Origin of the sequence: Pararoseomonas sp. SCSIO 73927 (genome assembly GCF_037040815.1) — a bacterium.
In the GTDB taxonomy this organism is placed as follows: Bacteria; Pseudomonadota; Alphaproteobacteria; order Acetobacterales; family Acetobacteraceae; genus Roseomonas.
The window spans coordinates 4,841,557-4,865,246 of the sequence record NZ_CP146232.1; the positions used below are offsets into that span (position 1 = coordinate 4,841,557).

23 protein-coding genes are annotated in these 23,690 nt (G+C 72.1%); 4 read left to right on the top strand and 19 right to left on the bottom strand.

Features of this window, described 5'->3' with window-relative positions:
- The 9 genes from nusB to VQH23_RS22940 form a co-directional block, all read right to left on the bottom strand.
- Complete coding sequence (gene nusB / locus VQH23_RS22900; protein ID WP_338662976.1) at nucleotides 1-549, bottom strand: transcription antitermination factor NusB; 549 nt, start codon at nucleotides 547-549, stop codon at nucleotides 1-3.
- Nucleotides 546-1,031, bottom strand: coding sequence for a 6,7-dimethyl-8-ribityllumazine synthase (gene ribH, locus VQH23_RS22905; protein ID WP_338662977.1), 486 nt, complete (start codon nucleotides 1,029-1,031; stop codon nucleotides 546-548). Before ribH ends, nusB begins: the two co-directional genes overlap by 4 nt.
- Entirely contained in the window at nucleotides 1,028-2,146 is a 1,119-nt protein-coding gene (ribB, locus tag VQH23_RS22910) for a 3,4-dihydroxy-2-butanone-4-phosphate synthase (RefSeq protein ID WP_338662978.1), read from the bottom strand. Before ribB ends, ribH begins: the two co-directional genes overlap by 4 nt.
- A complete protein-coding gene (locus VQH23_RS22915) occupies nucleotides 2,143-2,760 on the bottom strand; it encodes a riboflavin synthase (RefSeq protein WP_338662979.1) in 618 nt (205 codons plus the stop codon). Before VQH23_RS22915 ends, ribB begins: the two co-directional genes overlap by 4 nt.
- 82 nt (nucleotides 2,761-2,842) lie before the next feature.
- Nucleotides 2,843-3,952 (bottom strand): bifunctional diaminohydroxyphosphoribosylaminopyrimidine deaminase/5-amino-6-(5-phosphoribosylamino)uracil reductase RibD, encoded by a 1,110-nt coding sequence (gene ribD, locus VQH23_RS22920; RefSeq protein WP_338662980.1) that lies wholly within the window; start codon nucleotides 3,950-3,952, stop codon nucleotides 2,843-2,845.
- 18 nt (nucleotides 3,953-3,970) lie between these two features.
- Entirely contained in the window at nucleotides 3,971-4,426 is a 456-nt protein-coding gene (nrdR, locus tag VQH23_RS22925) for a transcriptional regulator NrdR (RefSeq protein ID WP_338662981.1), read from the bottom strand.
- Between the two features lie 14 nt (nucleotides 4,427-4,440).
- Nucleotides 4,441-5,745 carry a serine hydroxymethyltransferase gene (gene glyA / locus VQH23_RS22930; protein WP_338662982.1) on the bottom strand — a complete coding sequence of 435 codons (1,305 nt, stop codon included), beginning with the start codon at nucleotides 5,743-5,745 and terminating at the stop codon, nucleotides 4,441-4,443.
- Nucleotides 5,742-6,200, bottom strand: a complete 459-nt coding sequence (gene rpiB, locus VQH23_RS22935) for a ribose 5-phosphate isomerase B (RefSeq protein ID WP_338662983.1) — start codon at nucleotides 6,198-6,200, stop codon at nucleotides 5,742-5,744. The genes glyA and rpiB overlap by 4 nt, the downstream gene beginning before the upstream one ends.
- 44 nt (nucleotides 6,201-6,244) lie before the next feature.
- Complete coding sequence (locus tag VQH23_RS22940) at nucleotides 6,245-7,042, bottom strand: dienelactone hydrolase family protein (protein WP_338662984.1); 798 nt, start codon at nucleotides 7,040-7,042, stop codon at nucleotides 6,245-6,247.
- Between the two features lie 155 nt (nucleotides 7,043-7,197).
- On the opposite strand from VQH23_RS22940, the gene hemB reads away from it, so the two are divergent.
- Complete coding sequence (hemB, locus tag VQH23_RS22945; protein WP_338662985.1) at nucleotides 7,198-8,193, top strand: porphobilinogen synthase; 996 nt, start codon at nucleotides 7,198-7,200, stop codon at nucleotides 8,191-8,193.
- Between the two features lie 36 nt (nucleotides 8,194-8,229).
- Here the strand turns inward: hemB and VQH23_RS22950 are convergent, their stop codons facing one another.
- The 4 genes from VQH23_RS22950 to VQH23_RS22965 all read right to left on the bottom strand — a co-directional run bounded on the left by VQH23_RS22950 (nucleotide 8,230) and on the right by VQH23_RS22965 (nucleotide 12,903).
- Nucleotides 8,230-9,366 carry an alpha/beta hydrolase gene (locus VQH23_RS22950; protein WP_338662986.1) on the bottom strand — a complete coding sequence of 379 codons (1,137 nt, stop codon included), beginning with the start codon at nucleotides 9,364-9,366 and terminating at the stop codon, nucleotides 8,230-8,232.
- 72 nt (nucleotides 9,367-9,438) lie between these two features.
- Entirely contained in the window at nucleotides 9,439-10,305 is an 867-nt protein-coding gene (locus VQH23_RS22955) for an alpha/beta hydrolase (RefSeq protein WP_338662987.1), read from the bottom strand.
- A complete protein-coding gene (locus VQH23_RS22960; protein ID WP_338662988.1) occupies nucleotides 10,292-11,497 on the bottom strand; it encodes a CaiB/BaiF CoA-transferase family protein in 1,206 nt (401 codons plus the stop codon). The genes VQH23_RS22955 and VQH23_RS22960 overlap by 14 nt, the downstream gene beginning before the upstream one ends.
- 2 nt (nucleotides 11,498-11,499) lie before the next feature.
- Nucleotides 11,500-12,903, bottom strand: a complete 1,404-nt coding sequence (locus VQH23_RS22965) for a malonyl-CoA decarboxylase (RefSeq protein ID WP_338662989.1) — start codon at nucleotides 12,901-12,903, stop codon at nucleotides 11,500-11,502.
- 175 nt (nucleotides 12,904-13,078) lie between these two features.
- Between VQH23_RS22965 and VQH23_RS22970 the strand changes: the two genes are divergently transcribed.
- Nucleotides 13,079-14,590: an aldehyde dehydrogenase family protein gene (locus VQH23_RS22970; RefSeq protein ID WP_338662991.1), complete on the top strand. Its 1,512-nt coding sequence runs from the start codon at nucleotides 13,079-13,081 to the stop codon at nucleotides 14,588-14,590.
- Between the two features lie 49 nt (nucleotides 14,591-14,639).
- On the opposite strand, the gene VQH23_RS22975 is transcribed toward VQH23_RS22970, so the two are convergent.
- From VQH23_RS22975 to VQH23_RS23000, 6 genes are read right to left on the bottom strand one after another with little or no spacing between them, the layout of a single operon-like run.
- Nucleotides 14,640-15,461 carry an ABC transporter permease gene (locus VQH23_RS22975; protein ID WP_338662992.1) on the bottom strand — a complete coding sequence of 274 codons (822 nt, stop codon included), beginning with the start codon at nucleotides 15,459-15,461 and terminating at the stop codon, nucleotides 14,640-14,642.
- Nucleotide 15,462: 1 nt separating this feature from the next.
- Nucleotides 15,463-16,431 (bottom strand): ABC transporter substrate-binding protein, encoded by a 969-nt coding sequence (locus VQH23_RS22980; protein ID WP_338662993.1) that lies wholly within the window; start codon nucleotides 16,429-16,431, stop codon nucleotides 15,463-15,465.
- A 13-nt stretch (nucleotides 16,432-16,444) separates the two neighbouring features.
- Entirely contained in the window at nucleotides 16,445-17,206 is a 762-nt protein-coding gene (locus tag VQH23_RS22985) for an ABC transporter permease (protein ID WP_338662994.1), read from the bottom strand.
- The gene (locus VQH23_RS22990; RefSeq protein ID WP_338662995.1) at nucleotides 17,199-17,993 is read right to left on the bottom strand and encodes an ABC transporter ATP-binding protein; all 795 of its coding nucleotides are present in this window, start codon (nucleotides 17,991-17,993) and stop codon (nucleotides 17,199-17,201) included. The genes VQH23_RS22985 and VQH23_RS22990 overlap by 8 nt, the downstream gene beginning before the upstream one ends.
- A gap of 43 nt (nucleotides 17,994-18,036) precedes the next feature.
- Nucleotides 18,037-19,461, bottom strand: a complete 1,425-nt coding sequence (locus VQH23_RS22995; RefSeq protein ID WP_338662996.1) for a glutamine synthetase family protein — start codon at nucleotides 19,459-19,461, stop codon at nucleotides 18,037-18,039.
- A 4-nt stretch (nucleotides 19,462-19,465) separates the two neighbouring features.
- Nucleotides 19,466-20,782 (bottom strand): aromatic ring-hydroxylating dioxygenase subunit alpha, encoded by a 1,317-nt coding sequence (locus VQH23_RS23000; protein ID WP_338662997.1) that lies wholly within the window; start codon nucleotides 20,780-20,782, stop codon nucleotides 19,466-19,468.
- 98 nt (nucleotides 20,783-20,880) lie between these two features.
- On the opposite strand from VQH23_RS23000, the gene VQH23_RS23005 reads away from it, so the two are divergent.
- Nucleotides 20,881-21,681 carry an IclR family transcriptional regulator C-terminal domain-containing protein gene (locus tag VQH23_RS23005; protein WP_338662998.1) on the top strand — a complete coding sequence of 267 codons (801 nt, stop codon included), beginning with the start codon at nucleotides 20,881-20,883 and terminating at the stop codon, nucleotides 21,679-21,681.
- A 70-nt stretch (nucleotides 21,682-21,751) separates the two neighbouring features.
- Nucleotides 21,752-23,674: an ATP-binding protein gene (locus VQH23_RS23010; protein ID WP_338662999.1), complete on the top strand. Its 1,923-nt coding sequence runs from the start codon at nucleotides 21,752-21,754 to the stop codon at nucleotides 23,672-23,674.
- Nucleotides 23,675-23,690: the final 16 nt, after the last annotated feature.

Genomic DNA, 23,690 nt, shown 5'->3' on the forward strand with positions numbered 1-23,690 from the left:
TCAGGCCCCCGGGGCGGGCTTCGCCTGGAACTCGTCCCCGCGCATCTGCCGGGCGAGCGCGTCCAGCACGCCGTTGGCGAAACGCGGCTCTTCGCCGTCAAAGAAGCCGTGGGCGATGTCCATGTACTCGTTGATCACCACCCGGGCGGGGGTGTCGGCCGCGCCCCAGAACTCGGTGGCGGCCGCGCGCAGCAGCGCGCGCAGGACCGGGTCCAGCCGGTCCAGCGTCCAGTTGCCGGAGAGGTGGGAGGCGATGGCGGCGTCGATCGTCTCCGCGTCCTTTGCGGCGGCGCGAACGATCCTGCTGAACAGCGGCACGTCCGCCTGGGGCACGCGCCCGTCCTCGAAACCGGCGTCGGACCCCAGCGTGCCGATCCGGTGGCGCACGAACTGGTCGATCACCGTCTCCGCGCTCTCCCCGCCCGCCTCGGACTGGAACAGGGCCTGCACGGCGGCGACGCGGGCGCCCGTGCGGGGGCGCCCGGCCTTGGCGGGCTTGCCGCCGGGCTTGGCGTTGCGCTTCTGGGCCTGGCCCGTGGTCTCGTTCATTCGGTGCTCTCCGCCAGCCGCCGGACGAGGGCGACCTGGCCGATCATGGCGTTCGCCGCCTCCACGCCCTTGTTGTGGCGGTCGGGGGAGGAACGCGCGATCGCCTGCTCTATCGTGTGCACGGTGAGGAGACCGAAGCCGATCGGGGCCATGGTCTCCACCGAGATGTCCATCACGCCGCGGCAGGCCTCGCGGCAGATGTGGTCGTAGTGGTCGGTCTCGCCCTTCACCACGCAGCCGAAGACCAGGAACCCGTCCCAGCGGCCAGCGCGGATCGCCATGGCCAGCGCGGCCGGCAGTTCGAACGCGCCGGCCACGTCCACCACCTCGGCCTCGGCGCCGATGCCGGCGAGGACCGCCATCGCGCCGTCCACCATGCCGCCTACCACCTCGGCGTAGTAGGGGGCCTGGATCACCAGCACGCGCGGGGGCGGGCCGGAGAGCTCGGGGGCGGCGCGGAGGGCGGCATCGGCAGTGCTCAAGAGGCGTCTCCGATCGGGCGGATCTCGGTGATGGTTAGGCCATAGCCCTCGAGGCCCACCACGGGGCGGGGGTGGTTGGAGAGGAGGATCATCTCCCGCACCCCGAGGTCGGCCAGGATCTGGGCGCCGATGCCGTAATCCCGCAATTCCGGCGGCGCCTTCTCGCGCCCGGCCCGCACGCGGGCGGAGAGCGCGTCCGCCTTCACGTCCCGGATCAGCACCACCACGCCGCGCCCGGCGCGCGCGATCTCCTCCATCGCGTCGTGCAGGTCCTTGGGCCCGTTCCGCCCGGTGATGTCGGAGAGGAGATTCACCGCGTGGACGCGGACCGGCACCGGCCCGGGCCGGGTCAGGTCGCCCTTCACCAGCGCCACATGCTCCCCGTACTCCAGGGTGTTGGCGAAGATCGCCACCCGCCAGGGGCCGCCCGGCGCGTCCTCCAGGGTGCCCTCCTCCACGCGCCGCACCAGCCGCTCCGTCCGGCGGCGATGGGCGATGAGGTCGGCGATGGTGCCGAGCTTCAGGCCGTGGTGCTGGGCGAAGGCCACCAGGTCCGGCATCCGGGCCATGGAGCCGTCCTCGTTCATGATCTCGCAGATCACGCCCGCGGGGTTCAGGCCGGCGAGGCGCGAGAAGTCCACCGCCGCCTCCGTGTGGCCGGCCCGCACCAGCGTGCCGCCCTCGCGCGCCACCAGCGGGAAGACGTGGCCGGGTGTGACGATGTGCTCGCGCCCCATCTCCGGGTTGATGGCCACCGTGACCGTCCGCGCCCGGTCGGCCGCCGAGATGCCGGTCGTCACGCCGTCCCGCGCCTCGATGGAGACGGTGAAGGCCGTCTGGTGCCGCGTGCCGTTGCTCTGCGCCATCAGCGGCAGGCCGAGCTGCTCCACCCGGTGCCGCGTCATCGCCAGGCAGATCAGGCCGCGCGCGTGGCGGGCCATGAAGTTCACCGCGTCCGGCGTGGCGAACTGGGCGGGGATCACCAGGTCGCCCTCGTTCTCCCGGTCCTCGTCATCGACCAGGATGAACATGCGGCCGCGCCGCGCCTCCTCCAGCAGCTCCTCCGTGGGGGAGATGAAGTCGGAGAAGTTCGTCTTCACGGCCTGCACGTTCATGCCCCGGTCTCCCGCCCCTCGAACTCGCGAAGCCGCGCGACGTAGCGGGCCAGCATGTCGATCTCGATGTTCACCCGCGCGCCCGGCGCGAGGGCGCCGAGGGCGGTGACCTCCGTCGTGTGGGGGATGAGGTTGACCCCGAAATCCGTTCCCTCCACCGCGTTCACGGTGAGGGAGACGCCGTCGATGGCGATACTGCCCTTCTCCGCCACGAAGCGGGCCAGCTGCGGCGGCAGGCGGAAGGTCCAGCGGTGGGACCCGTTCTCCGGCACCACGGAGAGCACCTCCGCCACCCCGTCCACATGGCCGGAGACGACGTGGCCGCCCATCTCGTCGCCCATTTTGAGGGAGCGCTCGAGGTTGATGGACGCCCCCTCGCGCCAGCCGGACAGGGTGGTGCGGGACAGGCTCTCGGCGGAGATCTCCACCTCGAACAGGTCGGTCTCCAGCGCCACGACGGTCAGGCAGCAGCCGGAGCAGCAGATGGAGGCACCGATCGCCACCCCGTCCAGCCACCCGGCGGGGGTGGCGATGCCGACGCGCATGTCCTGCCCCGCCCCGATAGGGGAGAGGCGGCTGATCCTGCCGATCGCGGTGACGATGCCGGTGAACAAGGGTGCGGTTCCGGAAACGTGGTGAACGCGAGGCAGGGGATGGCGCGCGGGGCGCCCCATGACAAGAGGGAGACGGCGCGGATCAGCCCGGCGCGGCGGCCCCTGGCAGCAGATCGGCCTCGACCAGCACGCAATCCCCGGCCGGACGCCGCCCGGTGATGCGGAGCCTGGGCATGGTGGCCAGATGGTCCACGCCGAGGGAGTCCAGCCCCGCCCGGCCATCTCCGCCGATGAGGGAGGGCGCGGTGAACCAGGCGATCCGGTCCACCAGCCCCGCCCGGAGCAGGGAGGCGGCCAGCGCCGCCCCGCCCTCCACGAGCAGTCTCGTGACTCCCTTCCGGGCCAGGGCGCGCAGCAGCGCCTCCGGCTCCAGCCCGCCCTCCGGCGCGCTGGGCACGTCGATGAGCTCCGCCCCGCGCTGCTCCAGCGCCGCCAGGGAGGCCGGGTCGTGGCCAGGGGCGGTGGCGATCCAGGCCGGCGCCTCGGTGTTGAACAGCCGGGCGCCGAGCGGGGTGCGGAGCCGCGCATCGGCGATCACCCGCACCGTCGGCACGGGGGCGTAGCCGGGCAGGCGGCAGGTGAGCTCCGGGTCGTCCGCCAGGAGGGTGCCGCTGCCCGCCATCACCGCGTCGTGGCTCCCTCGCAGGGCGTGGGCGAGGCGCCGGGCCTCGGGGCCCGTGATCCACTGGCTCTCCCCGGTGCGGGTGGCGATGCGGCCGTCCATCGTGGTGGCCAGCTTCACCGTCACCATCGGCAGGCCCCGCTCGAAGCGCTTGAGGAAGCCGGCGTTCACGCGCCGCGCCTCCTCCTCGAGCAGCCCGACTTCCACCTCGATCCCGGCGTCCCGCAGCCGCTGCAGCCCTACCCCGTCCACCCGCGGGTCCGGGTCGCGCAGCGCGACGACCACGCGGGAGACGCCGGCGGCGATCAGGGCATCGGTGCAGGGGGGCGTTCGGCCCCAGTGGCAGCAGGGTTCCAGGGTGACGTAGGCGGTGGCGCCGCGCGCGGCCTCCCCGGCGGCGCGCAGGGCCTCGGTCTCGGCGTGCGGCCGCCCGCCCGGGCGCGTGTGGCCGCGCCCGACCACCCTCCCCTCCCGCACGATGACGCAGCCGACGGAGGGGTTGGGCCAGGTGTTCCCCAGGCCCCGCGCCGCCAAGGCCAGGGCCGCGAACATGTGGGCGCGGTCAGACACGCCGGCCCTTTGCGCTGGTTACCCGGCGTTGTCCAGGGAGCCGAGGAAGGCGTGGAAGTCCTCTGCGTCCCGGAAGTTCTGGTACACGCTGGCGAAGCGCACATAGGCCACGGGGTCCAGTTCCCGCAGCACCTCCATCACCCGCTGGCCGATGGCCTTGGAGGTGATCTCCTCCGCCCCGTCCGATTCCAGCCGGCGCTGGATGGAGGAGACGATGCGCTCGACCTTCTCCGCGTCCACCGGGCGCTTGCGGAGCGCGACGCGGATGGAGCGGGCCAGCTTCTCCCGGTCGAAGGGCACGCGCCGCCCGTCGGACTTCAGAACCGTCAGCTCGCGCAGCTGCACCCGCTCGAAGGTGGTGAAGCGGGCGCCGCAGGCATTGCAGGAGCGGCGGCGGCGGATGGCCGAGCCGTCCTCCGCCGGACGGCTGTCCTTCACCTGCGTGTCCTCGGACTGGCAGAAGGGGCAGCGCATCCGGTTTGGCTAAATCAGCCGCGGTAGATCGGGAAGCGGGCGCAGAGGGCCTGCACCGCCTCCCCGGCCGCCCGCTCCGCGGCCTCGTTCCCCTCCGGCGAGTTGGAGCGGGAGAGGCCGTCCAGCACCTGGCCGATCAGGCGCCCGACCTCGCGGAACTCCGCCTCCCCGAAGCCGCGGGAGGTGGCGGCGGGGGAGCCCAGGCGCACGCCGGAGGTGACGAAGGGCTTCTCCGGGTCGAAGGGGATGGCGTTCTTGTTCACCGTCAGGTGGGCGCGGCCCAGCGCGGCCTCGGCCGCCTTGCCCGTCAGGTTCTTCGGGCGCAGGTCCACCAGCACGAGGTGGTTGTCCGTGCCGCCGGTCACGAGGCCGAAGCCCTGCTCCAGCAGCTCCGCTGCCAGGGCGCGGGCGTTGTCCGCCACCGCGCGGGCATAGGTGCGGAACTCCGGGCGCAGCGCCTCGCCCAGCGCCACGGCCTTGCCGGCAATGACGTGCATCAGCGGCCCGCCCTGGGTCCCCGGGAAGACGGCCGAGTTCAGCTTCTTGGCGATCGCCTCGTCATTCGTCAGGATGAGGCCACCGCGGGGGCCGCGCAGGGTCTTGTGGGTGGTGGTGGTCACCACGTGCGCGTGCGGGAAGGGCGAGGAGTGGACGCCGCCCGCCACCAGCCCGGCAAAATGGGCCATGTCCACCAGGAACAGGGCGCCCACCTCGTCCGCGATCTCGCGGAAGCGCGGGAAGTCCCACTCCCGGGCATAGGCGGAGCCGCCGGCGATGATGAGCTTCGGGCGGCTCTCCCGCGCGATGCGGGCCACCTCCTCCATGTCGATCCGCTGGTCCTCGCGCCGCACCGTGTAGGGCGCGACCTTGAACCACTTGCCGGAGAGGTTGACCGGGGAGCCGTGGGAGAGGTGCCCGCCGGCGGCGAGGTCCAGGCCCATGAAGGTGTCGCCGGGCTGCAGCAGGGCGAAGAACACCGCCGCGTTGGCGGAGGCGCCGGAATGGGGCTGCACATTCGCGTAGCCGCAGCCGAAGAGCTTCTTGGCCCGCTCGATCGCCAGCGTCTCGGCGAGGTCCACCACCTCGCAGCCGCCGTAGTAGCGCTTGCCCGGCAGGCCTTCCGCGTACTTGTTCGTCAGGACCGAGCCCTGCGCCTCCAGCACGGCGCGGGAGACGATGTTCTCGGAGGCGATCAGCTCGATCCCGTCCTGCTGGCGCACCAGCTCGCGGGAGATGATGTCCGCGATCTCCGGGTCAATCTCGGCCAGGGGGGCGTTGAAGAAGCGGTCCGTGCTGGCGGTGGGGGAGAGATCGTTCATGGCGTGCGGGTCCAGTCCGGGGAGAGCTTCAGGACCCGGCGGTCATGGCGGCCGCCGGCATAGGGGGTGGCGAGGAAGGCGCGCAGAGCTTCCAGCGCCGGCTCCGGGCCGGTCATGCGGGCGCCGAAGGCGATGACGTTGGCGTCGTTGTGCTCGCGGGACAGGCGGGCGCCCGTCACGTCGTGCACCAGGGCGCAGCGGATGCCCGGGGTGCGGTTGGCGGCGATGGAGATGCCAATCCCCGTGCCGCAGACGAGCACGCCGTAGCGGGCGCGACCGGCGCCCACGGCCTCGGCAACGGCCTGGCCGAAATCCGGGTAATCCACGCTCTCTGTGCCGTGGGTTCCCATGTCGAGCACGGAATGGCCCGCTTCCTCCAGCGCCTGGCGGAGGGTGGCCTTGAGCGCCAGGCCGGCGTGGTCGGCGCCGACGGCGATGGTCAGGGGGGCAGTCATCCCGGCGCCTTAGCACGGGTGAGCGCGCCGGCGGAACGGCAGGGCTAATCCCTGCGGTCGGGTCCGCCATGCGCGGCCAGGAAGGCGGGGACGCGGCGCAGCGCGTCGGCCCGGGCCGCCTCGTCCGTGCCCATCCGGGCCGTGCCGTCCCCGCGGGCTGTCATGTCCAGTCCGGACAAGGTGCGCGGGGGCATGGCCGGTTGATCGAAGCCGTGGGCGGCGCCGGGGTACTCCACCAGCTCCACCGGGGCCGGCCGGGCGCGCTCCGCGGCCAGTCGGCAAGGGCCGGACGGGGTCCAGTCGTCGGCGCCGCCCAGCAGCATCAGCACGGGGGCGGCGGGGCGCCAGGGCGGCGGCGGCTGCCCCGGCCGCGCGCAGCCGGGATAGAGGGCCACCGCGCCGCGCAGCAGGCCGGGCGGCACCGGCGCGGCGATCGCGGTCAGGGCCGTGCTGCCGCCGTGGGACCAGCCCATCAGGAAGGCCCCGCCGGGCGCGGCCCAGGGCTGGGCGCCCGCCCAGGCGGCGGCGGCATGGGCGTCGGCCCGCCGGGTGGTCTCGGGCAGGATGCCCTTCTCCCCGCCGGAGCAGACCTGGGTGACGCCGCGGCTGCCGAAGCTGTCGGGGAAGAGGACGGGGTGGCCCAGCGCCGACAGCCGCGCCGCCCAGTCCGCCTCCCGCGCCGGGAGGGAGGGCGGGGTGCCCGGCCCGCCCAGCCCGCCGCAGCCGTGCAGGGCGACGACCGGGATACCCGGCGCGCCGCCGGCCGGGCGCACCAGCAGCCCGCGCAGCGCCACCCCGCCCGGGCCGGGGATGGAGACGCTCTCGGCGGCAGCGGCGGGCATGGCGGCGAGAGGGGCAGCGAGAAGGCCAGCGAGAAGGCCAGCAAGATGGGCAGTGGGGAGGAGCCATCGCATGCCGGTCCAGCGCCCATCCCCCGCCCCGGTTTCGGCGCGGTCCCGGACTTGGCGAGAGGGGGTTGTTGGCGCGACAAGATGCCATGCAGCACGCCCCCTTCCCCACCGGCCGCCCCCGCCGCAACCGCCTGGACGATTCCACCCGCCGCCTGGTGGCGGAGAACCGGCTCTCGGTGGACGACCTGATCTGGCCGATCTTCATCACGGAAGGGCAGAACCAGCGGCAGTCCGTGGCCTCCATGCCGGGGGTGGAGCGGGTCTCGCTGGACCTGCTGGCCGACCATGTCGGCCCGGCGGCGGAGCTGGGCATCCCCGCCATCGCCCTCTTCCCCGTGACGCCGCCGGAGAAGAAGGATGCCGAGGGGACGGAGGCGAAGAACCCGGAGAACCTGATGTGCCGCGCCGCGCGGATGCTGACGCGGGACTTCCCAGGCCTGGCGCTGGTGGGGGACGTGGCGCTGGATCCCTACACGGACCACGGCCATGACGGCGTGATCCGCGACGGCTACGTCCACAACGACGAGAGCCTCGAGGTCCTCGTCGCCCAGGCCGTGGTGCAGGCCGAGGCCGGGATCGGCATCATCGCCCCCTCGGACATGATGGATGGCCGCGTGGGCCGCATCCGCGCCGCGCTGGACGAGCGGGCGCTGATCCACACGCGGATCATGTCCTACTCCGCCAAGTACGCCTCCGCCTTCTACGGCCCGTTCCGGGACGCGGTGGGATCGGGCGGCGCGCTGAAGGGGGACAAGAAGACCTACCAGATGAACCCCGCCAATTCCGACGAGGCGCTGCGCGAGGTGGCGGGCGACCTGGCGGAAGGGGCGGACATGGTGATGGTGAAGCCGGGCATGCCGTATCTCGACATCATCCGCCGCGTGAAGGACGAGTTCCGCGTGCCGGTCTTCGCCTATCAGGTGAGCGGCGAGTACGCGATGATCCAAGCCGCCGCGCGCAACGGCTGGCTGGACGGCGAGCGCGCGATGATGGAGAGCCTGATGGCGTTCCGCCGCGCGGGCGCGGACGGCGTGCTGACCTATTTCGCGGTGGAGGCCGCGAGGCGGCTGCGCGCCGGCTGAACCGGCGCGCAGCCCCGTTCGCTACATCGCCGGGCGCTACATCGCCGGGCGGGGTGCCGGGCGGCGGCCGCGCGCCGGGGCGGCGGCCGGCCGGGCCGGGGCATCGAAGGCCTGGCGCATCTGGGCGCCAACGAAGGTCTGCGCCTCCTTCGCCTTCGTCAGCACGGCGTCGGCGCCGAAGAACTCGTGCGTGACGCCGGGGTAGGTGCGCTGGATCACCGGCGTGCCGGCGTCGCGCAGTTTCCTCTCCAGCCGCACGCCGTCATCGGCCAGCGGGTCGATCTCGGCGTTGACGATCACCACCGGCGGCAGGCGGGAGAGATCGGCCTTGCCGATCAGGTCCAGCCGCGGGTCCTGCAGGTCCTGCGGGCCGCGGGTGTAGTTCCGCACGAACCACTCGATCATCGGCTTGTTCAGTGGCTTGGCGTTCGCGAACTGCTGGTAGGACGCGGTGTTCAGGTCCACGCCGCCCACGGGGTAGATGGCGGCCACGGCCTTCGGCGCGGGCAGCCCGGCGTCGCGGGCGTAGATGGCGGCATTGAGGGCGAGGTTGCCGCCCGCGCTCTCGCCGGCGATGGCGATCTTGTTGGGGTCGGCGTTGATGGAGGCGGCGTTCCGCACGGCCCAGGCATAGGCGACGTTGGCGTCGTCATGCGCGCCGGGGAAGCGGACCTCGGGGCCCTGGCGGTAGTTGATGGAGAGCACCATCGCGGCTGACTCCACGCAGAGGGCGCGGGCTCCGGCATCGTAGGTGTCGATGTCCGCGATCACCCAGCCGCCGCCGTGGAAGTAGACGATCAGTGGCACGGGGCCGGCGTAGTTCACGATCGGGCGGTAGAGCCGCGCGATCAGCGGGTTCGGCACGGTGTTCAGCGTCATGTCCTGCTGGCTGCCGATCACGCGCTGCGGGTTCGTGTTCGCCAGCTCCAGCGCGCGGGCCCGAACGGCATCCGCCATGGAGGGCTGGCGGCGCGCATCGGCGGCGCTCAGCGTCTCGATCGGGCGGGGGTCGAGGCGGCCGAAGGTCTCCAGCAGGGCGCGCATCTCCGGGTCGGCGCGGCCGGAAGGATCGGCAGGCATCGTGGTCCCGGCAGGGGGCTGTGCGCAGGCCGCGGTCAGGGCGGTAAGGCCCAGCGGCAGCATCAGCGCTCCGCGGCGGGACAGGTTGTTCATACGATTCTCCAGCGATGCCGGGACGGCATGCCGGCTGGAACGTCACCCCGCCGTGCCGGTTGCTATCGCAGGTTACGAAAGGAAGTCGGCCACCGCGCCCGTCTGGTCGGCGTCGATCAGCGCCGGGGCGTGGCCGCAGCGGGGGAAGACGGTCAGGCGCGTGGCCTCGCGGGCGGCCATGGCGGCGGCAGTGGCCTCGTCCAGCAGGTCGCTCTCCGCGCCGCGGATGACGAGGACCGGCTGGCCCAGCGCCCGCCAGACCGGCCAGAGATCCACGTCCACGACGGGCGCGCCGAGCACCGGCGCGGCGATGGCGGGATCGTAGTGCATCACCAGCCGCCCCTCCGGCGTGCGGCGGCTGCTCGTCTCGGCCATGTGGCGCCAGGCAGCGTCGGGCAGCTCGCCGAAGGCGGCGTGGACAAGGCGGAGATGGGTCTCCACCTCCTCCAAAGTGGCGAAGTCGTGCCGAAGGGCGAGGTAGGCCGCGATCCGCCCCAGCGCACGGGCGGGCAGGAAGGGGCCGACATCGTTCAGCACGATGCGGCGCGGCGAGATACCGGGGACGGCGCCGACCGCCATGCCGATCAGCCCGCCCATGGAGGTGCCAACCCAGTCATAGGGCTTGGGCAGATGGGCCAGGAACGCCTGGAATGCGAGCGCATAGGTCGGCACGTTGTAGAGCTTGCCGTCCGGCAGCCAGTCGCTGTTGCCGCGCCCGAAGACGTCCGGGCAGATGACCCGGCGGCCTCGGGCGGCGAGGCGCATCGCCAGGGCGTCGAAGTCCCGGCCGTTGCGCGTCAGCCCGTGGACGCAGACCACGGGCATTCCGTCCGGCGGTCCCCACTCCACCCAGCGCAGCATCGCCTTGAAGGGGCCGATGCCGCAGCGGAACTGGCCCGTTGCTGGTGAGAGGGGGCGGAGCCCCTCAGGCGATGCCATCGGCCCGGAGCTTCGCGATCTCCTCCGCGCCCATGCCAAGGCCCTTGAGCACCTCCTCCGTGTGCTGGCCCAGCACCGGGGCGGCGCTGCGGTAGCCCGGCGGGGTGGCGGAGAGGCGCACGGGGTTGGCGATGACCTTCACCCGTTCGCCGCTCGCGTGATCCATCTCCACCACCACGCCGCGCGCCTGCACCTGCGGGTCCTCGAACACGTCCTTCAGCGTGTTGATCGGGCCACAGCCGATCTTCGCCGCCTCCAGCGCTGCCACCCAATCCTTCGTGGTGCGGGTCTGCATCACGGGCGTCAGCGTGTCCGTGACCAGCTGGCGGTTGCCCACGCGGGCGGCGTTGGTGGCGAAGCGCTCATCCGCCAGCAGAGCCTCCTGCCCCGTCAGCTTGCAGAAGCGCTCGAAGGTCGGGTCGTTGCCGACGGAGAGGACGATGTAGCCATCCTGCGTCGGGAAGACCTGATACGGCACGATGTTCGGGTGCTGGTTGCCCAGGCGCTTCGGGTTCTCGCCGGTGGCGAGGAAGTTGGAGGCTTGGTTCGCCAGCCAGGCGACGCCCGTGTCGAGCATGCCGATGTCGATCCTCTGCCCCTGCCCCGTCGCGTGGCGGTGGTTCACCGCGGCGAGGATGCCGATGCAGCCGTAGAGGCCGGAGAAGAGGTCCGCCACGGGCACGCCCACCTTCTGCGGCTCGCCCTCGATCTCGCCGGTGATGGACATCACGCCGCCCATGGCCTGGATCAGCGCGTCATAGCCCGGGCGCGGGGCATAGGGGCCGGTCTGCCCGAAGCCGGTGATGGAGCAGTAGATCAGCCGGGGGTAGCGGTCCTTCAGGTCCTCCCAGCCCAGCCCGTACTTCGCCAGCGCGCCGACCTTGAAGTTCTCCACGAGGATGTCGCACTCGCCGAGCAGCCGGTGGATCACCGCCTGCCCCTCGGGCTTCGCAATGTCCAGCGTGACGGATTTCTTGTTGCGATTCACGCCGACGAAGTAGGCGCTCTCCCCGGTATTCGGCACGTAGGGTGGGGCGAAGCCGCGCGTGTCGTCGCCGGCGCCGGGCCGCTCGATCTTGATCACCTCCGCACCGAGGTCGCCGAGCATCTGCGTGCAGGTGGGCCCGGCGAGAACGCGGGTGAGGTCGAGCACCTTCAGCCCGTTGAGCGCGCCTGGGGGCAGTGCGGACATGCTTAGGACGCCTTGGCCGAGGAGCGGGACTTCCTCGTGGTCGCGGGCTTCGCGGGCGCGAGCAGCGCGTCCACCGCGCCGGAGCGCACCACCGTGGCGCCGCGCGCGAAGGCCTCGTGGTTCCGCTCGATCTCGTCGCGCTCGTAGAGGTAGTTCACCATGAGCCCGTAGGATTCCTTCATGCCGCGCGGCGCGGTGTTGCCCAGCCAGTTGATCCGCTCCAGCCGCGCGCCGTTGCCGAGGTGGAAGCGCGCCACCGGGTCCATCTTGCCGCCGGGTTCGGTGAGGTACTCGGCGCAGAGGCGCAGCAGCGGCCCGCGCAGCGCCTCGGCCCGCGCCGGGTCCTGCCACCAGTCCGGGTCATCCAGCGGAAGGGCCAGTTCGGCGTCCGCTTGCCCCTCGGCCAGCCGCTTCTCCAGCCAGCGCCGGAAGCCCGGCACGGGGGAGAGGGTGGAGAAGCGGGTGAGCTGCGGCAGCTCCGCCTTCAGGTCCTCCACCACCTGCTTGATGAGGAAGTTGCCGAAGGAGATGCCGCGCAGCCCGTCCTGGCAGTTAGAGATGGAGTAGAAGATGGCGGTGTCCGCCGACTCCGCCCGCGCCTCGGCGCCCGCCTCATGCTCCGTGTCCAGCAGGGGCTGGACGGAGTCGGCAAGGCCCTGGACCAGCGCCACCTCCACGAAGATCAGCGGCTCGTTCGGGAGCGAGGGGTGGAAGAAGCCGTAGCAGCGCCGGTCGGCGGCCAGGCGCCGGCGCAGATCGTGCCAGCCGGCGATCTCGTGCACCGCCTCGTAGTGGATGATCTTCTCCAGGATCGCGGCGGGGGTCTGCCAGTCGATCCGGCGCAGCTGCAGGAAGCCGCGGTTGAACCAGGAGGTGAAGAGGTGGTGCAGGTCCGCGTCCAGCGGCTTCAGCGCCGGCTCGTCCCGCGCCTCCTGCAGCAGCTGGCGGCGCCACTCCACCAGCGCGGCGGTGGCGCCGGGGGACATGTTCATCCGGCGCAGCAGTTCCTGCCGGGGCGGTTCCGCGCAGAGGGTGAGGCGGGCGGCGTTCTCCGGGCTGGGATCGGCGATGTAGGCTTCGGCCGCCGCGCGCAGCGGTTCCGGCTTCGGCGTGAAGTTCGTCGCCATGAAAAGGCGGAAGGCCCGACGGTCCTCCGGGGAGAGGTCGCGCAGGGCGTGCATCACCTCCCGCGCGACCGCCGCGCCGGAGGCCTCGCCCCGCTCCGTCAGCAGGGCCTGGGCGAGTTCCTTGGCCCGCTCCAGCGGGGGCGCGGAGTCATTGGGGACCGAGGCGAAGAGGCGGCCGCGATCGGCGATGGACGACCAGAGCCGCTCGATCCAGGAGCGGGTGCTGGCGGGAACCGTTTCGGACGGCGCGTCCTGGTCGATGCTGGGCGCGTCGGACATGGGTCTCCCCTCCCCTCGTCGCCCCCGGTCGGGGCGGGGCCAGATAGGCGGCCCAGATTGGCGGTCCGGAGCCCTGCGGGCAAGGCACGGTTGCGCCAGGGCCGCCATGCTTGCGGCGCCGCGCGGGCGGGGGCACCCTCCCCCGCCCTATCCCGGCGACAAAGAGGAAACGCCCGTGCTCGACACCCCTCACCGGACGCCCGAGGCCCCGACGCTGGACCCTTTCGTGCTCGCCAAGGCGCTGTCCGGGCAGCACTTCATCGGCGGCCGCTACGTTCCGGCGCGGTCGGGCAAGACCTTCCCCGTGGTGAACCCCGCGACGGGCGAGGAGGTTGCCACGGCCGCGGAGGGTGACGCCGCGGACGTGGACGCGGCCGTGGAGGACGCCGCGCGCGCCCAGAAGGAGTGGGCCAAGACCGCCGCCCGCAAGCGCGGCGCCCTGGTGGCCCAGTGCGCCGGCGTGATCCGGTTGCACGTGGAGGAGCTTGGCCGGCTGATCGCGCTGGAGACGGGCAAGGCGCTGCGGACTGAGAGCCGGGTGGAGGCGAACACGGTCGCCGACATCCTGGAGTTCTTCGGCGGCCTTGGCGGCGAGCTGAAGGGCGAGACGGTGCCTTTCGCGCCGGAAGTCCTCTCCATGACGGTGCGGGAGCCGCTGGGCGTGGTGGGCGCCATCATCCCCTGGAACGTGCCGATGCTGCTGATGGCCCTGAAGATCGCGCCCGCGCTGGTGGCCGGCAATTCCGTGGTGGTGAAGAGCGCGGAGGAGGCGCCGCTGGCGGTGCTGCGCATTTGCGAGCTGATGAACCGCGTGCTGCCGGCCGGCGTGTTCAACATGGTCTCCGGCTTCGGGCCGGAGTGCGGCGCCCCGCTGGTGTCGCACCCGAAGGTGCGGAAGGTGACCTTCACCGGCTCCGTCGAGACCGGGAAGATCGTGTACCGGACCGCGGCCGAGAAGCTGATCCCGGTGACGCTGGAACTGGGCGGCAAGTCGCCCATGATCATCTTCGAGGACTGCGACTTCGACAAGACGCTCGCCGGCGCCCTCACCTCCATGCGCTTCACCCGCCAGGGGCAGAGCTGCACCGCCGCCAGCCGCATCTACGTGGAGCGGCCGATCTTCCAGCGCTTCGTCGATGCCATGGCGGAGAAGGTGGACAAGATGGTGATGGGCGACCCGCTGGACGAGAAGACGGACATCGGGACCATCATCTCCGACGACCAGTTCAGCAAGGTGAAGACCTTCATCGACGAGGGAAAGGCCACCGCCGGGGCCGAGGGCCGCGCCTGCTCCGCCATGCCGGATGATCCCGCGCTGAAGAAGGGCCTGTTCATCCAGCCGCACATCTTCACCGGGCTGACGAAGGAGAGCCGGCTGGTGCGGGAGGAGATCTTCGGCCCGGTGACCTGCATTTTCCCCTTCGACGACCCGGAGGAGGTTCTGGCCGAGGCGAATGACAGCGAGTACGGGCTGGCCGCCAGCCTGTGGACCAACAACCTGAAGGTCGGGCTGAACCTGGCGCACAAGCTGGAAGCGGGGCTTGTGCAGATCAACCAGAACCTCGTGGTGCAGGCCAACCTGTCCTATGGCGGCGTGAAGTCCTCCGGGCTCGGCAAGGAAGCCTCGCTGGAGGCGATGCTCGAGCACTTCACCCACAAGAAGACCATCATGATCAACATGGCCTGACGGCCCAACAGCCTCAGCGGGTGCGCGGCGCCGTTCTGGCGCCGCGCCTTTACCCTTCCCGCCCCGTGGCGAAGAACCACCCGATCAGCCGCCGCTCCAGCGCCAGGAAGCCGCGGTTCAGCGCGTAGCCCAGGAAGGCCAGCACCAGCACCGCGGCGTACATCTCCTCCGCCCGGCCGGCGAACTGCATCAGCACCAGATAGTGGCCGATCCCTTGCTCCCCCGCGATCATCTCCGCCACCACCGTCGTCACCAGTGTCAGCGCCAGGGCCACGCGGAGCCCCGCCAGCACATAGGGCAGGATCGCCGGAAGCGTGACGCGGAACAGGCGGCGCCAAGCCGGCACGCCGAAGGTGCGGGCCATGGCGATCTGGTCCGCTTCCACCGCCCGCAATCCCTGGGCGGTGTTGGTCAACACGGGGAAGAAGGCGGTGATCGCGCCCACCGCGATCTTCATCCCGTTATCCAGGCCGAGGAACAGCACCAGCGGCGGGATGATGGCGGGGATGGGAATGGGGCGCAGCAGCTCCACCGTCGGCCCCAGCACCAGCCGCGCGATGCGGCTGGCGCCGAAGAGGAGGCCCAGCGCCACCCCCGCCACCGTGCCCGCCGCCAGCCCAGTGAACATGCGGGCGAGCGTCGAGCCCACCAGCGCCGGCAGCTCGCCGGAGGCGATGTCGCGCGCCAGCACCGCCAGCACGCGGGTCAGCGGCGGCCAGTTCGGGCTGTCCACCATCCCAGTGCGAGCCGAGATCTCCCAGAGCAGGAAGAGCCCGAGCACCAGTAGCGCGCCGGAGGAGGGGCGGAACCGGAAGGCCGGGGCCGCTCCCATGACGGCGCCGGGGGCGGCGATGCTGGTTCCGCCCGCCACCTCAGCCCCTCGCCGTGCGGAAGATCAGGTCCCGCGGCTGGGGATAGCGCCCGCCGAGGCCGAACTTCGACATGGTGGCGATCACCTCGCCCACTTCGGCCTCCGTCAGATCCTTCGCATAGGCCGGGAAGACAACCTCCTTCAGCCGCTCAACCGGCACGCGGCTGAAGCCGGAAACGAGGTTGAAGAGCGGCTGCTTGCCGATCTCGTTGTTCACCCAGTCCACACCCTGGTTCAGCCCGCGGGAGAAGCGCTCGAACACCTCGCCATTCTTGTCCAGGTCGTCCTTCATCGCGGCGTACTGGGCCACGGCGGAGCCGGGCGCGGTCTCCTGGATAAACCAGCCGATGCGCTCCAGCTTGTCGCCATGGGATTGCAGCGCGGCGGTGACAAAGGGCTCGCTGAACAGGGCAGCGTCGATCTGCCCGCCGGCCAGCGCATCGGCCATCTGCGGGAAGGGAACCTCCACCGTGTTCACCTTCCGCCAGTCGCCGCCGGTCTTCTCTACCCAGGCCATGCCGCGGAGCCAGACCGTGTTGTTGCGGGTGTTGGAGGCAATGCGCTTGCCCTCCAGCCCCTTCCCGTTCGTGATGCCGGAGCCCTTGCGGACCAGCACCGCCATCATGTCCGGCCCCTGCGGCTGGGCACGCACGGAGGCGGCGGCGAAGCGGAAGTCCAGCCCCTCTCGGACGCCCAGCAGGATGGAGACGGTGTTGGAGAAGGCGAGGCGGAACTGCCCGGCCACCAGCCCCGGCAGGCCCGTGGCGCCGCCGGCGGTGGTGGAGGTGTCGATCTCCAACCCCTCCTTTGCGAAGTAGCCCTGCGCGATGGCGGCGTGCAGCGGCGCCACGTCCAGCACGGGAATGACGCTGACGCGCAGCTTCGTCGGCGCCTGGGCCAGCAGCGCGGGCGCGGCGATCGGAAGGGCGAGCGCGGCCCCGAGCGCCGCGCGGCGGGTGATCCCGGTCATTCCTTCAGTCTCCTCAATGTCGTTGTTGCCAGTGCAGGGCCCGGGCCTCCGCCCAGGCAAACAGCGCGTTCAGAGCCAGGCCCACGAGCGCGAGAATGACGAGCCAGGCGTACATCTGCCGGATCAGGAAGCTGCGCTGCATGTCCAGGATGAGGAAGCCCAGCCCCCCCTGCCCCGTCAGCATCTCCGACAGCACGGCCAGGATCAGCGCCAACCCCAGGCTGGTCCGCATCCCCGCCAGGATGAAGGGCAGCGCCGCCGGCAGCACCAGGTATCGCAGCGTGCGCGCCGTGCCCCATCCATGAGTGCGCGCTGAGTCCAGCAGAACGCGGTCCACGCCGCGCACGCCCTGCAGCGTGTTGACCAGCACGGGGAAGGTGACGGCGAGCGCGACGGAGGTGATCTTCATCGTGTCACCGAGGCCGAGGAACAGCATCAGCGGCGGCACCAGCGCGGCCTTCGGAACCGGCCGCATCATCTCCACTAGCGGTTCCAGCAGCCGGTAGGCGGCGCTCCACCAGCCCATCGCCGTGCCGAGCGCGATTCCCGCCGCCGAGCCGATGGCGAAGCCGATGAAGACAAGGCGCAGCGTGGCGAGGAGCGGCCCCAGCACCTCGCCGGACGTGACGAGGTCCTGCAGCACCTCCCAGGTGGCGGAGGGCGGCGGCATCAGCGCGCGGCGGATCAGCCCGGCGTTGACGGCCCATTCCAGCCCGGCGAGCAGCAGCGCGATGAAGCCCAGCCCGGGTAGGAGGTGGAGAAGGCGCCTAGCCATGCCCGCCCGCCTTCGAGCCGCGCGTCAGTAGGGCATCCAACAATTCGTGCCGCAGTTCGAGGAAGCGCGGCGTCTCCCGCACCTCCACGGCGTCGCGCGGGCGGGGCAGCCCCGTCTCCACGACGCGCGAGATGGTGGAGGGCCGCTTCGTCAGCAGCGCCACGCGGTCGGAGAGCGCGACAGCCTCCTCCACGTCGTGCGTCACCAGCACGATCGTCAGCCCGCGCTTCTCCCACAGCTCCAGCATAAGCCGGTGCAGGTCCAGCCGCGTCAGCGCGTCCACGGCGCTGAAGGGCTCGTCCATCAGCAGGATCTTCGGCTCCGCCGCCAGGGCGCGCGCCAGGGCCACGCGCTGCTGCATGCCGCCGGAGAGCTGCCAGGGGAAATGGTCGCCGAATCCCGTCAGCCCCACCGCCTCGAGCTGCACGTTCGCCAGCTCGCGCGCCTTCCCGCGCGAGACGCCGGAGCGGTGCTCCACGGCGAAGGCCACGTTGTCCCGCACGCTGCGCCAGGGCAGCAGCGAGCGGCCGTACTGCTGGAACACGTACACCGCCTCGGGCGGCGGGCCGGAGACGGGGCGTCCGGCCACCCGAACTGCCCCGGCGGAGGGCGCCATCAGCCCCGCCGCGATCTGCAGCAGCGTGGACTTGCCGCAGCCGGAAGGGCCGAGGATGGAGAGGAACTCCCCTTCCCGCACGGAAAGCGACAGCCGGTCCATGGCGAGCGTGGGCGGCCCGCCCCGGCCGGGAAAGACTTTCTCGACCGATTCCAGCTCCAGGATCGCCATCCACCCACCCCTTGGACCACGCCGGCGGGTTTGCCCGCCGGAATCAGAAGATCTCGAAGTACTCCCGCTGCTCCCACTCCGAGACCTCTGCCTCGAACCGGGCGATCTCGGCGCGCTTCAGCCGCAGGAACCAGTCGATGAAACCTTGCCCGAAAGCGTCGCGCGCCGTTTCGTTTCTGTCCAGGGCATCCAATGCCTCGGCCAGGCTGCGGGGCAGCGGATCGGCCGCGGTCTCGTAGGGGGTGTCGGCAGCGGGGCCCGGCTCCAACCGCCGCGCCAGCCCGTCCAGCCCGAAATGCAGCTGGGAGGCGGCGTAGAGATAAGGATTCGCCGCCGGCTCCCCCACGCGGTTCTCCAGCCGTGTCGCGCGGTCCCCGGGCTGGCCGAGGGCGCGCACCATCACGCCGCGGTTGTCCACGCCCCACACGGCACGGTCCGGCGCCAGGGAAAGGGGCCGGAAGCGGCGGTAGCCGTTGATCGTCGGCGTGGAGAAGGCCGCCGCCGCCCGGGCGTGGTGGAGCAGCCCGCCAAGGTAGTGCAGGGCGGTGCCGGAGAGCAGTTCGCCCGCTTCCCCGACGAAGAGGTTCCGTCCCTCCCCGTTGCAGAGGGACTGGTGCAGGTGCCAGCCGGAGGACATGACGTTCGGGATGCGCGGCCGGCACATGAAGCTGGCGTGGTAGCCGTGCCGCCGCGCCACCTGCTTCACGGCGCTGCGGAACAGGATCGCATTGTCCGCCGATTCCAGCGCGGGGCGGGCGTCGAAGGTGAACTCCACCTGGCTCGGCCCGTACTCGATCTCCATGGACCGCAGCGGCAGATCCAGGCCTTCCACCGCGTGGCGCAGCGTCTCCAGGATCGGGTCGAGCGCGTCGTAGCGGCTCTCGGTCAGGTAGTTGTAGCCCTGGGTCAGCAGCGCGACCTCCGGCGGCGTGCCAGGCTGGCCCGCATCCTCCGGCGCCATCTTCGGGTCGAGCAGACGGAAGAGGTGGAACTCCATCTCGATGCCCGTGACGAGGGAGAAGCCCTGCCCCTCCGCCTTCGCCAGCGCCCGCCGCAGTTGTTGGCGGGAGCAGAGCGGCACCGGGCCGCCGTGCTTGAAGTAGGCGTCGCAGAGCAGCCAGCCCGTGTGCGGCGCCCAGGGCAGCACGCGGAAGGTCGTCGGGTCGGGGATGACGAGGAAGTCGGCCGCCCCCTGCATCTCCTGCATCGGCCCGCCCGCGCCGAAAACCGGCCAGCTCGTGCGGTGGCTGGTGTCCTTCAGCAGCATGGTGGAGGTCATGGCGATGCCGTCGCGCAGCGCGCGCGCCGCATCGGCCGCCACCACGCTCTTGCCGCGCAGGATCCCGTGCTGGTCCGCCCAGGAGAGGCGGATCACCCCCACCCCCTCCTCCTCGATCCGGCGCAGCACATGCGCCGCCGCCTCCCGGGCCGCCGCGTCGTGCAGCCCGTGCGCCTCGACGAAGCTCATGCCCTCACTCGGCCGCCAGGGCCGGGGCGGACCAGGGCGCGGCCGAGCGGCGCCGCGCCACCGCCGCCTTCCAGTGCGCCTGCCAAGTCTCGGTCGGCGCCATGCCGTCGATGGTGGCCGGGCCGGTCAGGTTCTCCGCCCCCTCCGTCAGCATCGGCGCCCGCCCCTCCTCCACCGCGGCCATGGCGCGCAGCAGCAGGCGGCGGTTGGCGGCGATCGCCTTGTCCGTGGAGGCCAGGTGCTCCTTCGTGCGGTCCTGGATCGCGCCCTGGCTCTCCACCGCCCACTGGTCGTGCGTGTTGATGTCGTGGCCCATGCCCGTATAGGTCTCGGCCGCCTGCTCCTGGGGGTCGTAGCCGTACTCGTTCCGCACGTTCCGGGCGGGCAGGTAGTCCGGCAGGGAGTAGGTCTCCAGCCGCTGCGCCCGCATCCGCGCGCGGTCCACCGGGGCGGCGAAGCTGGTGAAGATGGCGACCCAGTAGCAGCGCGTGTCGTCCACGGGCATGTGCCACTGGGTGATGGTCATCTCCGCGCTCATCGGGATGACGAAGGCCTGCGGGAAGTAGAGGTTCGTCACGCGGACATGCGTGGTCTGCTCGCTGATCTTCCGCAGCGCCGTCACGCGCAGCCCGTAATCCGTGTTGTCCACCTCGATCTGCGGGCGCGGGAACTCGCGCAGCACGTAGGTCATCGGTAGGTCGGAACCGTCCGAGGCGCCGCGGAACTGCTTGCCGTAGGCCTCCTTCTCGTCCCCGTCCTCGAAGAAGCGATGCAGGAAGGAGGCGTGAGCGGGGTCGATCCCCACCTCCAGCGCCTGGAGCCAGTTGCACTCGATCAGGCCCTTGAAGGCAAAGGTGTGGGTGTCCGGCGCCACGAAACAGTCGAAGGCGGGCAGCGCCGGCGCCTCACCCTCGCCGAGATAGGCGAAAACGATGCCGGAGCGGACCTGCACGGGGTAGGACCGCGTGCGGACGCGCTGGTGCAGCGTGCTGCCCTCTGGCTCGCCCGGCGTGTCCAGGCAGCGGCCATCGGCGCCGAAGAGCCATCCGTGGAAGGGGCAGCGAAGGCCGCCATCCTCCAGCCGGCCATAGGCGAGGTCCACGCCGCGGTGCGGGCAGCCCCGGTCGATCATCCCGATCGTCCCTTGCTCGTCGCGGAACAGCACGAAGTCCTGGCCGAGCGCGCGCACCGGCCGCACGGGGCGCGGCCCTTCCAGCTCGTCCGTCAGCGCCACGGGCTGCCAGTAGCGGCGCAGCAGCGCCCCGCCCGGCGTGCCCGGGCCCACCTGCGTCAGGCGCCTGTTCTGCTCCGCACTCATCATGGCCGAACACCCCTCAAAAATGTCCGATGACCGAACGTCTGTGCGATTGTAGAACGCTGCTTCCGGCGCACGCAACGCCGTTCTGATGGGAGAACCGCATGCCCAGGCTCGGCGCCGAGGCCAGCCGCAACCGCGAGGAGGCGGCGCTGGGACCGGACTACTCGGAGGCGCTGGCCCGCGGCCTGGCGATCCTCGGTGCTTTCGGGGCGGAGCGGCGGCCCGTGACCCTCGCCGAGGCCGCCCGTGCCACAGGCCTGCCCCGTGCCACGGCCCGCCGGGCGCTGTTTACCCTTGTCCATCTCGGCTTCGTCGAGGCGGAGGGGCGGTTGTTCCGCCTCACGCCACGGGTTCTGCGCCTCGCCTCCGGCTATCTCGGCGCCAACGGCGTCTCCGCACTGCTCCAGCCGCGCTGCGAACGGATCGCGGCGGCGCACGGCGTGGCCTGCTCCGTCGCCATGCTGGACGGGGCGGAGGTGGTCTTCGTCGCCTATGGCCAGCCCGCGCGGCTGGTGCCGGTGAACACGATGATCGGCACGCGCCTGCCCGCCCACTGCACGGCGCTCGGCCGCGTCCTTCTCGGCGCGATGCCCGAGGCCGCCGCCGAGGCACTGCTCACCGCCCATCCCCCCGCGCCCGTGACGCCGCGCACGAGCACGGACCCGGCCCGGCTGCGCGCCGCCATCGCCGCCGCGCGCGCGGAAGGTCACGCGCTGGTGGTGGAGGAGATGGAGCTCGGCTTCGTCTCCCTCGCCGTGCCGCTGCGCCGCTACGACGGCCGCGTGGTGGCCGCGCTCAACATCGGGGCGCCAGCGGCCTTGCACCCGCACGGCGCACTGGCGGAAACCTTCCTGCCCTTGCTGCGGGAGGAGGCGGCGGACCTCGAAACACAACTCGTCTGAGGCGCCGTTCAACCGCCCGCCCTCCGGATCGTTCTTAACACAGGAGACAGGAACGGCGGTCGGAGGATTGGTGCAGCAGCGGGCCCCCACTCAGGGCACCCCGCCCGGAGCACGTCCGGGACGGGGAGATGCCGAGGTTCGGGCGCTTCGCACCGCGCTGGCGGAGGCGCGCGCCGAATCGGCGCGGCTCGCCGAGCGGCTGCAGGCGGCCGAGCGGCGGCTGATGGCCGGCCGCGCACTCGTCTCGGCCCGGCGCGAGGCCGGGGACGAAGATGCCGTCATCGGCGAGGCCTTCGAGGACCTCTGGTCCCTCACCGCCGAGCTGGAGGAGGCGAACGCGCAACTCGCGCGCGAGACGGCGGCCCGCCGGGCGGAGCTGGCCTCCGTGGACATGGCCCTGCGCGAGAGCGAGGAGCGCCTGGGCCTTGCCCACCGCTACGCCGGCGCCGGTGCCTGGGAGTGGGACATCCCGGCGAACACGATCAGCTGGTCCGCCGAGTACCGGGACATGCTCGGCCTCGATCCCGTCGCCCAGCCGACGATGGAGACCTGGATGGGCGGCATCCTGCCGGAGGACCGGGAGGCCGCGGAGCGCAGCGTACGCCGGATGCTGGAGGATCCCGGGGCCTCCGAGATCGAGATGGAGTACCGCGCCCGCCACCCGGGCAAGGGCATCCTCTGGCTCTCCGGCCGCGGCCGGCTGCGGCGCGACGCGGCGGGCCGCCCCTGGCGCCTGACAGGGCTGAGCATCGACATCACCGCCCGCAAGCGCGCGGAGATCGCGCTGCGCGACGCGAACGAGAACCTGCGGCGCGAGGTGGAGCGCGAGGTGGCGGCGCGGGAAGCCGTCCAGGCCGGCGTGACCCAGACCCTGAAGCTGGAGGCGCTGGGCCGGCTGACCGGCGGGATCGCGCACGACTTCAACAACCTCCTCGCCGTCGTCTCCGCGGGCATCTCCCTCCTGTCCCGCACGGAGGACCCGGCGCGGCGGGAGAAGCTGACCGCGAACATCGCCACCGCCGCCCAGCGCGGCGCCGACCTCACCCGCCGCCTGCTCACCTTCGCCCGGCGGCAGGCGCTGCGGCCGGAGCCGATCGCCCTCGGCCCATGGATGGCCGAGCTCGGCACCATGCTCTCCCGCTCCCTGCAGGCCGATATCGCGGTGGAGATCGAGGTGGCCGGCGATGCCTGGCCCGTCCACGCCGACCCTTCGGAGCTGGAGCTGGCGCTGACGAACCTCGCCCTCAATGCGCGGGACGCCATGCCGAAGGGCGGAACGCTTCGAGTTGCCGCGCGCAACGCCGTGCTGGACGGCACGGAGGAGCCGGACGGGCTGCGGGGCGAGTTCCTGCGCCTCGACGTCTCCGACACGGGCACGGGCATGGAGCCGGAGGTGCTGGCCCGCGCCTTCGAGCCCTTCTTCACCACCAAGCCCGGGAGCGGCAGCGGCCTGGGCCTGGCGCACGCCTATGGTTTCGCCCGGCAGAGCGGCGGGGCGGCCCGCGTGCGGAGCCGGACGGGCCACGGCACCTGCGTCACGCTCCACCTGCCCCGCGCCGCCGGTGAGGCCGGGGAGGTGCCCGCCACGGGCGCGTCGGCGCCCGATCCGGCCGCCGAGGAGCGGCCCTTGCGCGTGCTGGTGGTGGAGGACGAGGAGGCGGTGGCGGCCCTCGTGCTGGACATGCTGCGCCACCTCGGCCACGCCCCCGTCCGCGCGGCGGGCCCCGCGCTGGCCCTGGAAATGCTGGAGCGCGGCCTGGAGCCGGATCTCGTCTTCACCGACGTGCTGATGCCCGGCGGCATGGACGGGCTGGACCTTGCCGCAAGGCTGCGGGAGGCACGGCCGGAACTGCCGGTGCTGCTGACCAGCGGCTACGGCGGCGCCCCCGCGCGGGTGGCGGAGGCGGGGCTGCCGCTCCTCCGCAAGCCCTACACGATGGGCGCGCTGCGGGAGGCGGTGCGCGCCGCGGCGGCGGGCCGCAAGGCCGGCTGACCGGCGGCAGGCTTCG

Coding starts and splice junctions, on each gene's coding strand:
- VQH23_RS22985 (WP_338662994.1), bottom strand. CDS start 17,206: ATGGCTAGGCGCCTTCTCCACCTCCTACCCGGGCTGGGCTTCATCGCG.
- VQH23_RS22990 (WP_338662995.1), bottom strand. CDS start 17,993: ATGGCGATCCTGGAGCTGGAATCGGTCGAGAAAGTCTTTCCCGGCCGG.
- nrdR (WP_338662981.1), bottom strand. CDS start 4,426: ATGCGCTGCCCCTTCTGCCAGTCCGAGGACACGCAGGTGAAGGACAGC.
- VQH23_RS22960 (WP_338662988.1), bottom strand. CDS start 11,497: ATGTCCGCACTGCCCCCAGGCGCGCTCAACGGGCTGAAGGTGCTCGAC.
- rpiB (WP_338662983.1), bottom strand. CDS start 6,200: ATGACTGCCCCCCTGACCATCGCCGTCGGCGCCGACCACGCCGGCCTG.
- VQH23_RS23000 (WP_338662997.1), bottom strand. CDS start 20,782: ATGATGAGTGCGGAGCAGAACAGGCGCCTGACGCAGGTGGGCCCGGGC.
- ribB (WP_338662978.1), bottom strand. CDS start 2,146: ATGAACGTGCAGGCCGTGAAGACGAACTTCTCCGACTTCATCTCCCCC.
- VQH23_RS23005 (WP_338662998.1), top strand. CDS start 20,881: ATGCCCAGGCTCGGCGCCGAGGCCAGCCGCAACCGCGAGGAGGCGGCG.
- VQH23_RS22980 (WP_338662993.1), bottom strand. CDS start 16,431: ATGACCGGGATCACCCGCCGCGCGGCGCTCGGGGCCGCGCTCGCCCTT.
- VQH23_RS22955 (WP_338662987.1), bottom strand. CDS start 10,305: ATGGCATCGCCTGAGGGGCTCCGCCCCCTCTCACCAGCAACGGGCCAG.
- VQH23_RS22995 (WP_338662996.1), bottom strand. CDS start 19,461: ATGAGCTTCGTCGAGGCGCACGGGCTGCACGACGCGGCGGCCCGGGAG.
- nusB (WP_338662976.1), bottom strand. CDS start 549: ATGAACGAGACCACGGGCCAGGCCCAGAAGCGCAACGCCAAGCCCGGC.
- hemB (WP_338662985.1), top strand. CDS start 7,198: ATGCAGCACGCCCCCTTCCCCACCGGCCGCCCCCGCCGCAACCGCCTG.
- VQH23_RS22965 (WP_338662989.1), bottom strand. CDS start 12,903: ATGTCCGACGCGCCCAGCATCGACCAGGACGCGCCGTCCGAAACGGTT.
- VQH23_RS22950 (WP_338662986.1), bottom strand. CDS start 9,366: ATGAACAACCTGTCCCGCCGCGGAGCGCTGATGCTGCCGCTGGGCCTT.
- glyA (WP_338662982.1), bottom strand. CDS start 5,745: ATGAACGATCTCTCCCCCACCGCCAGCACGGACCGCTTCTTCAACGCC.
- VQH23_RS22940 (WP_338662984.1), bottom strand. CDS start 7,042: ATGCCCGCCGCTGCCGCCGAGAGCGTCTCCATCCCCGGCCCGGGCGGG.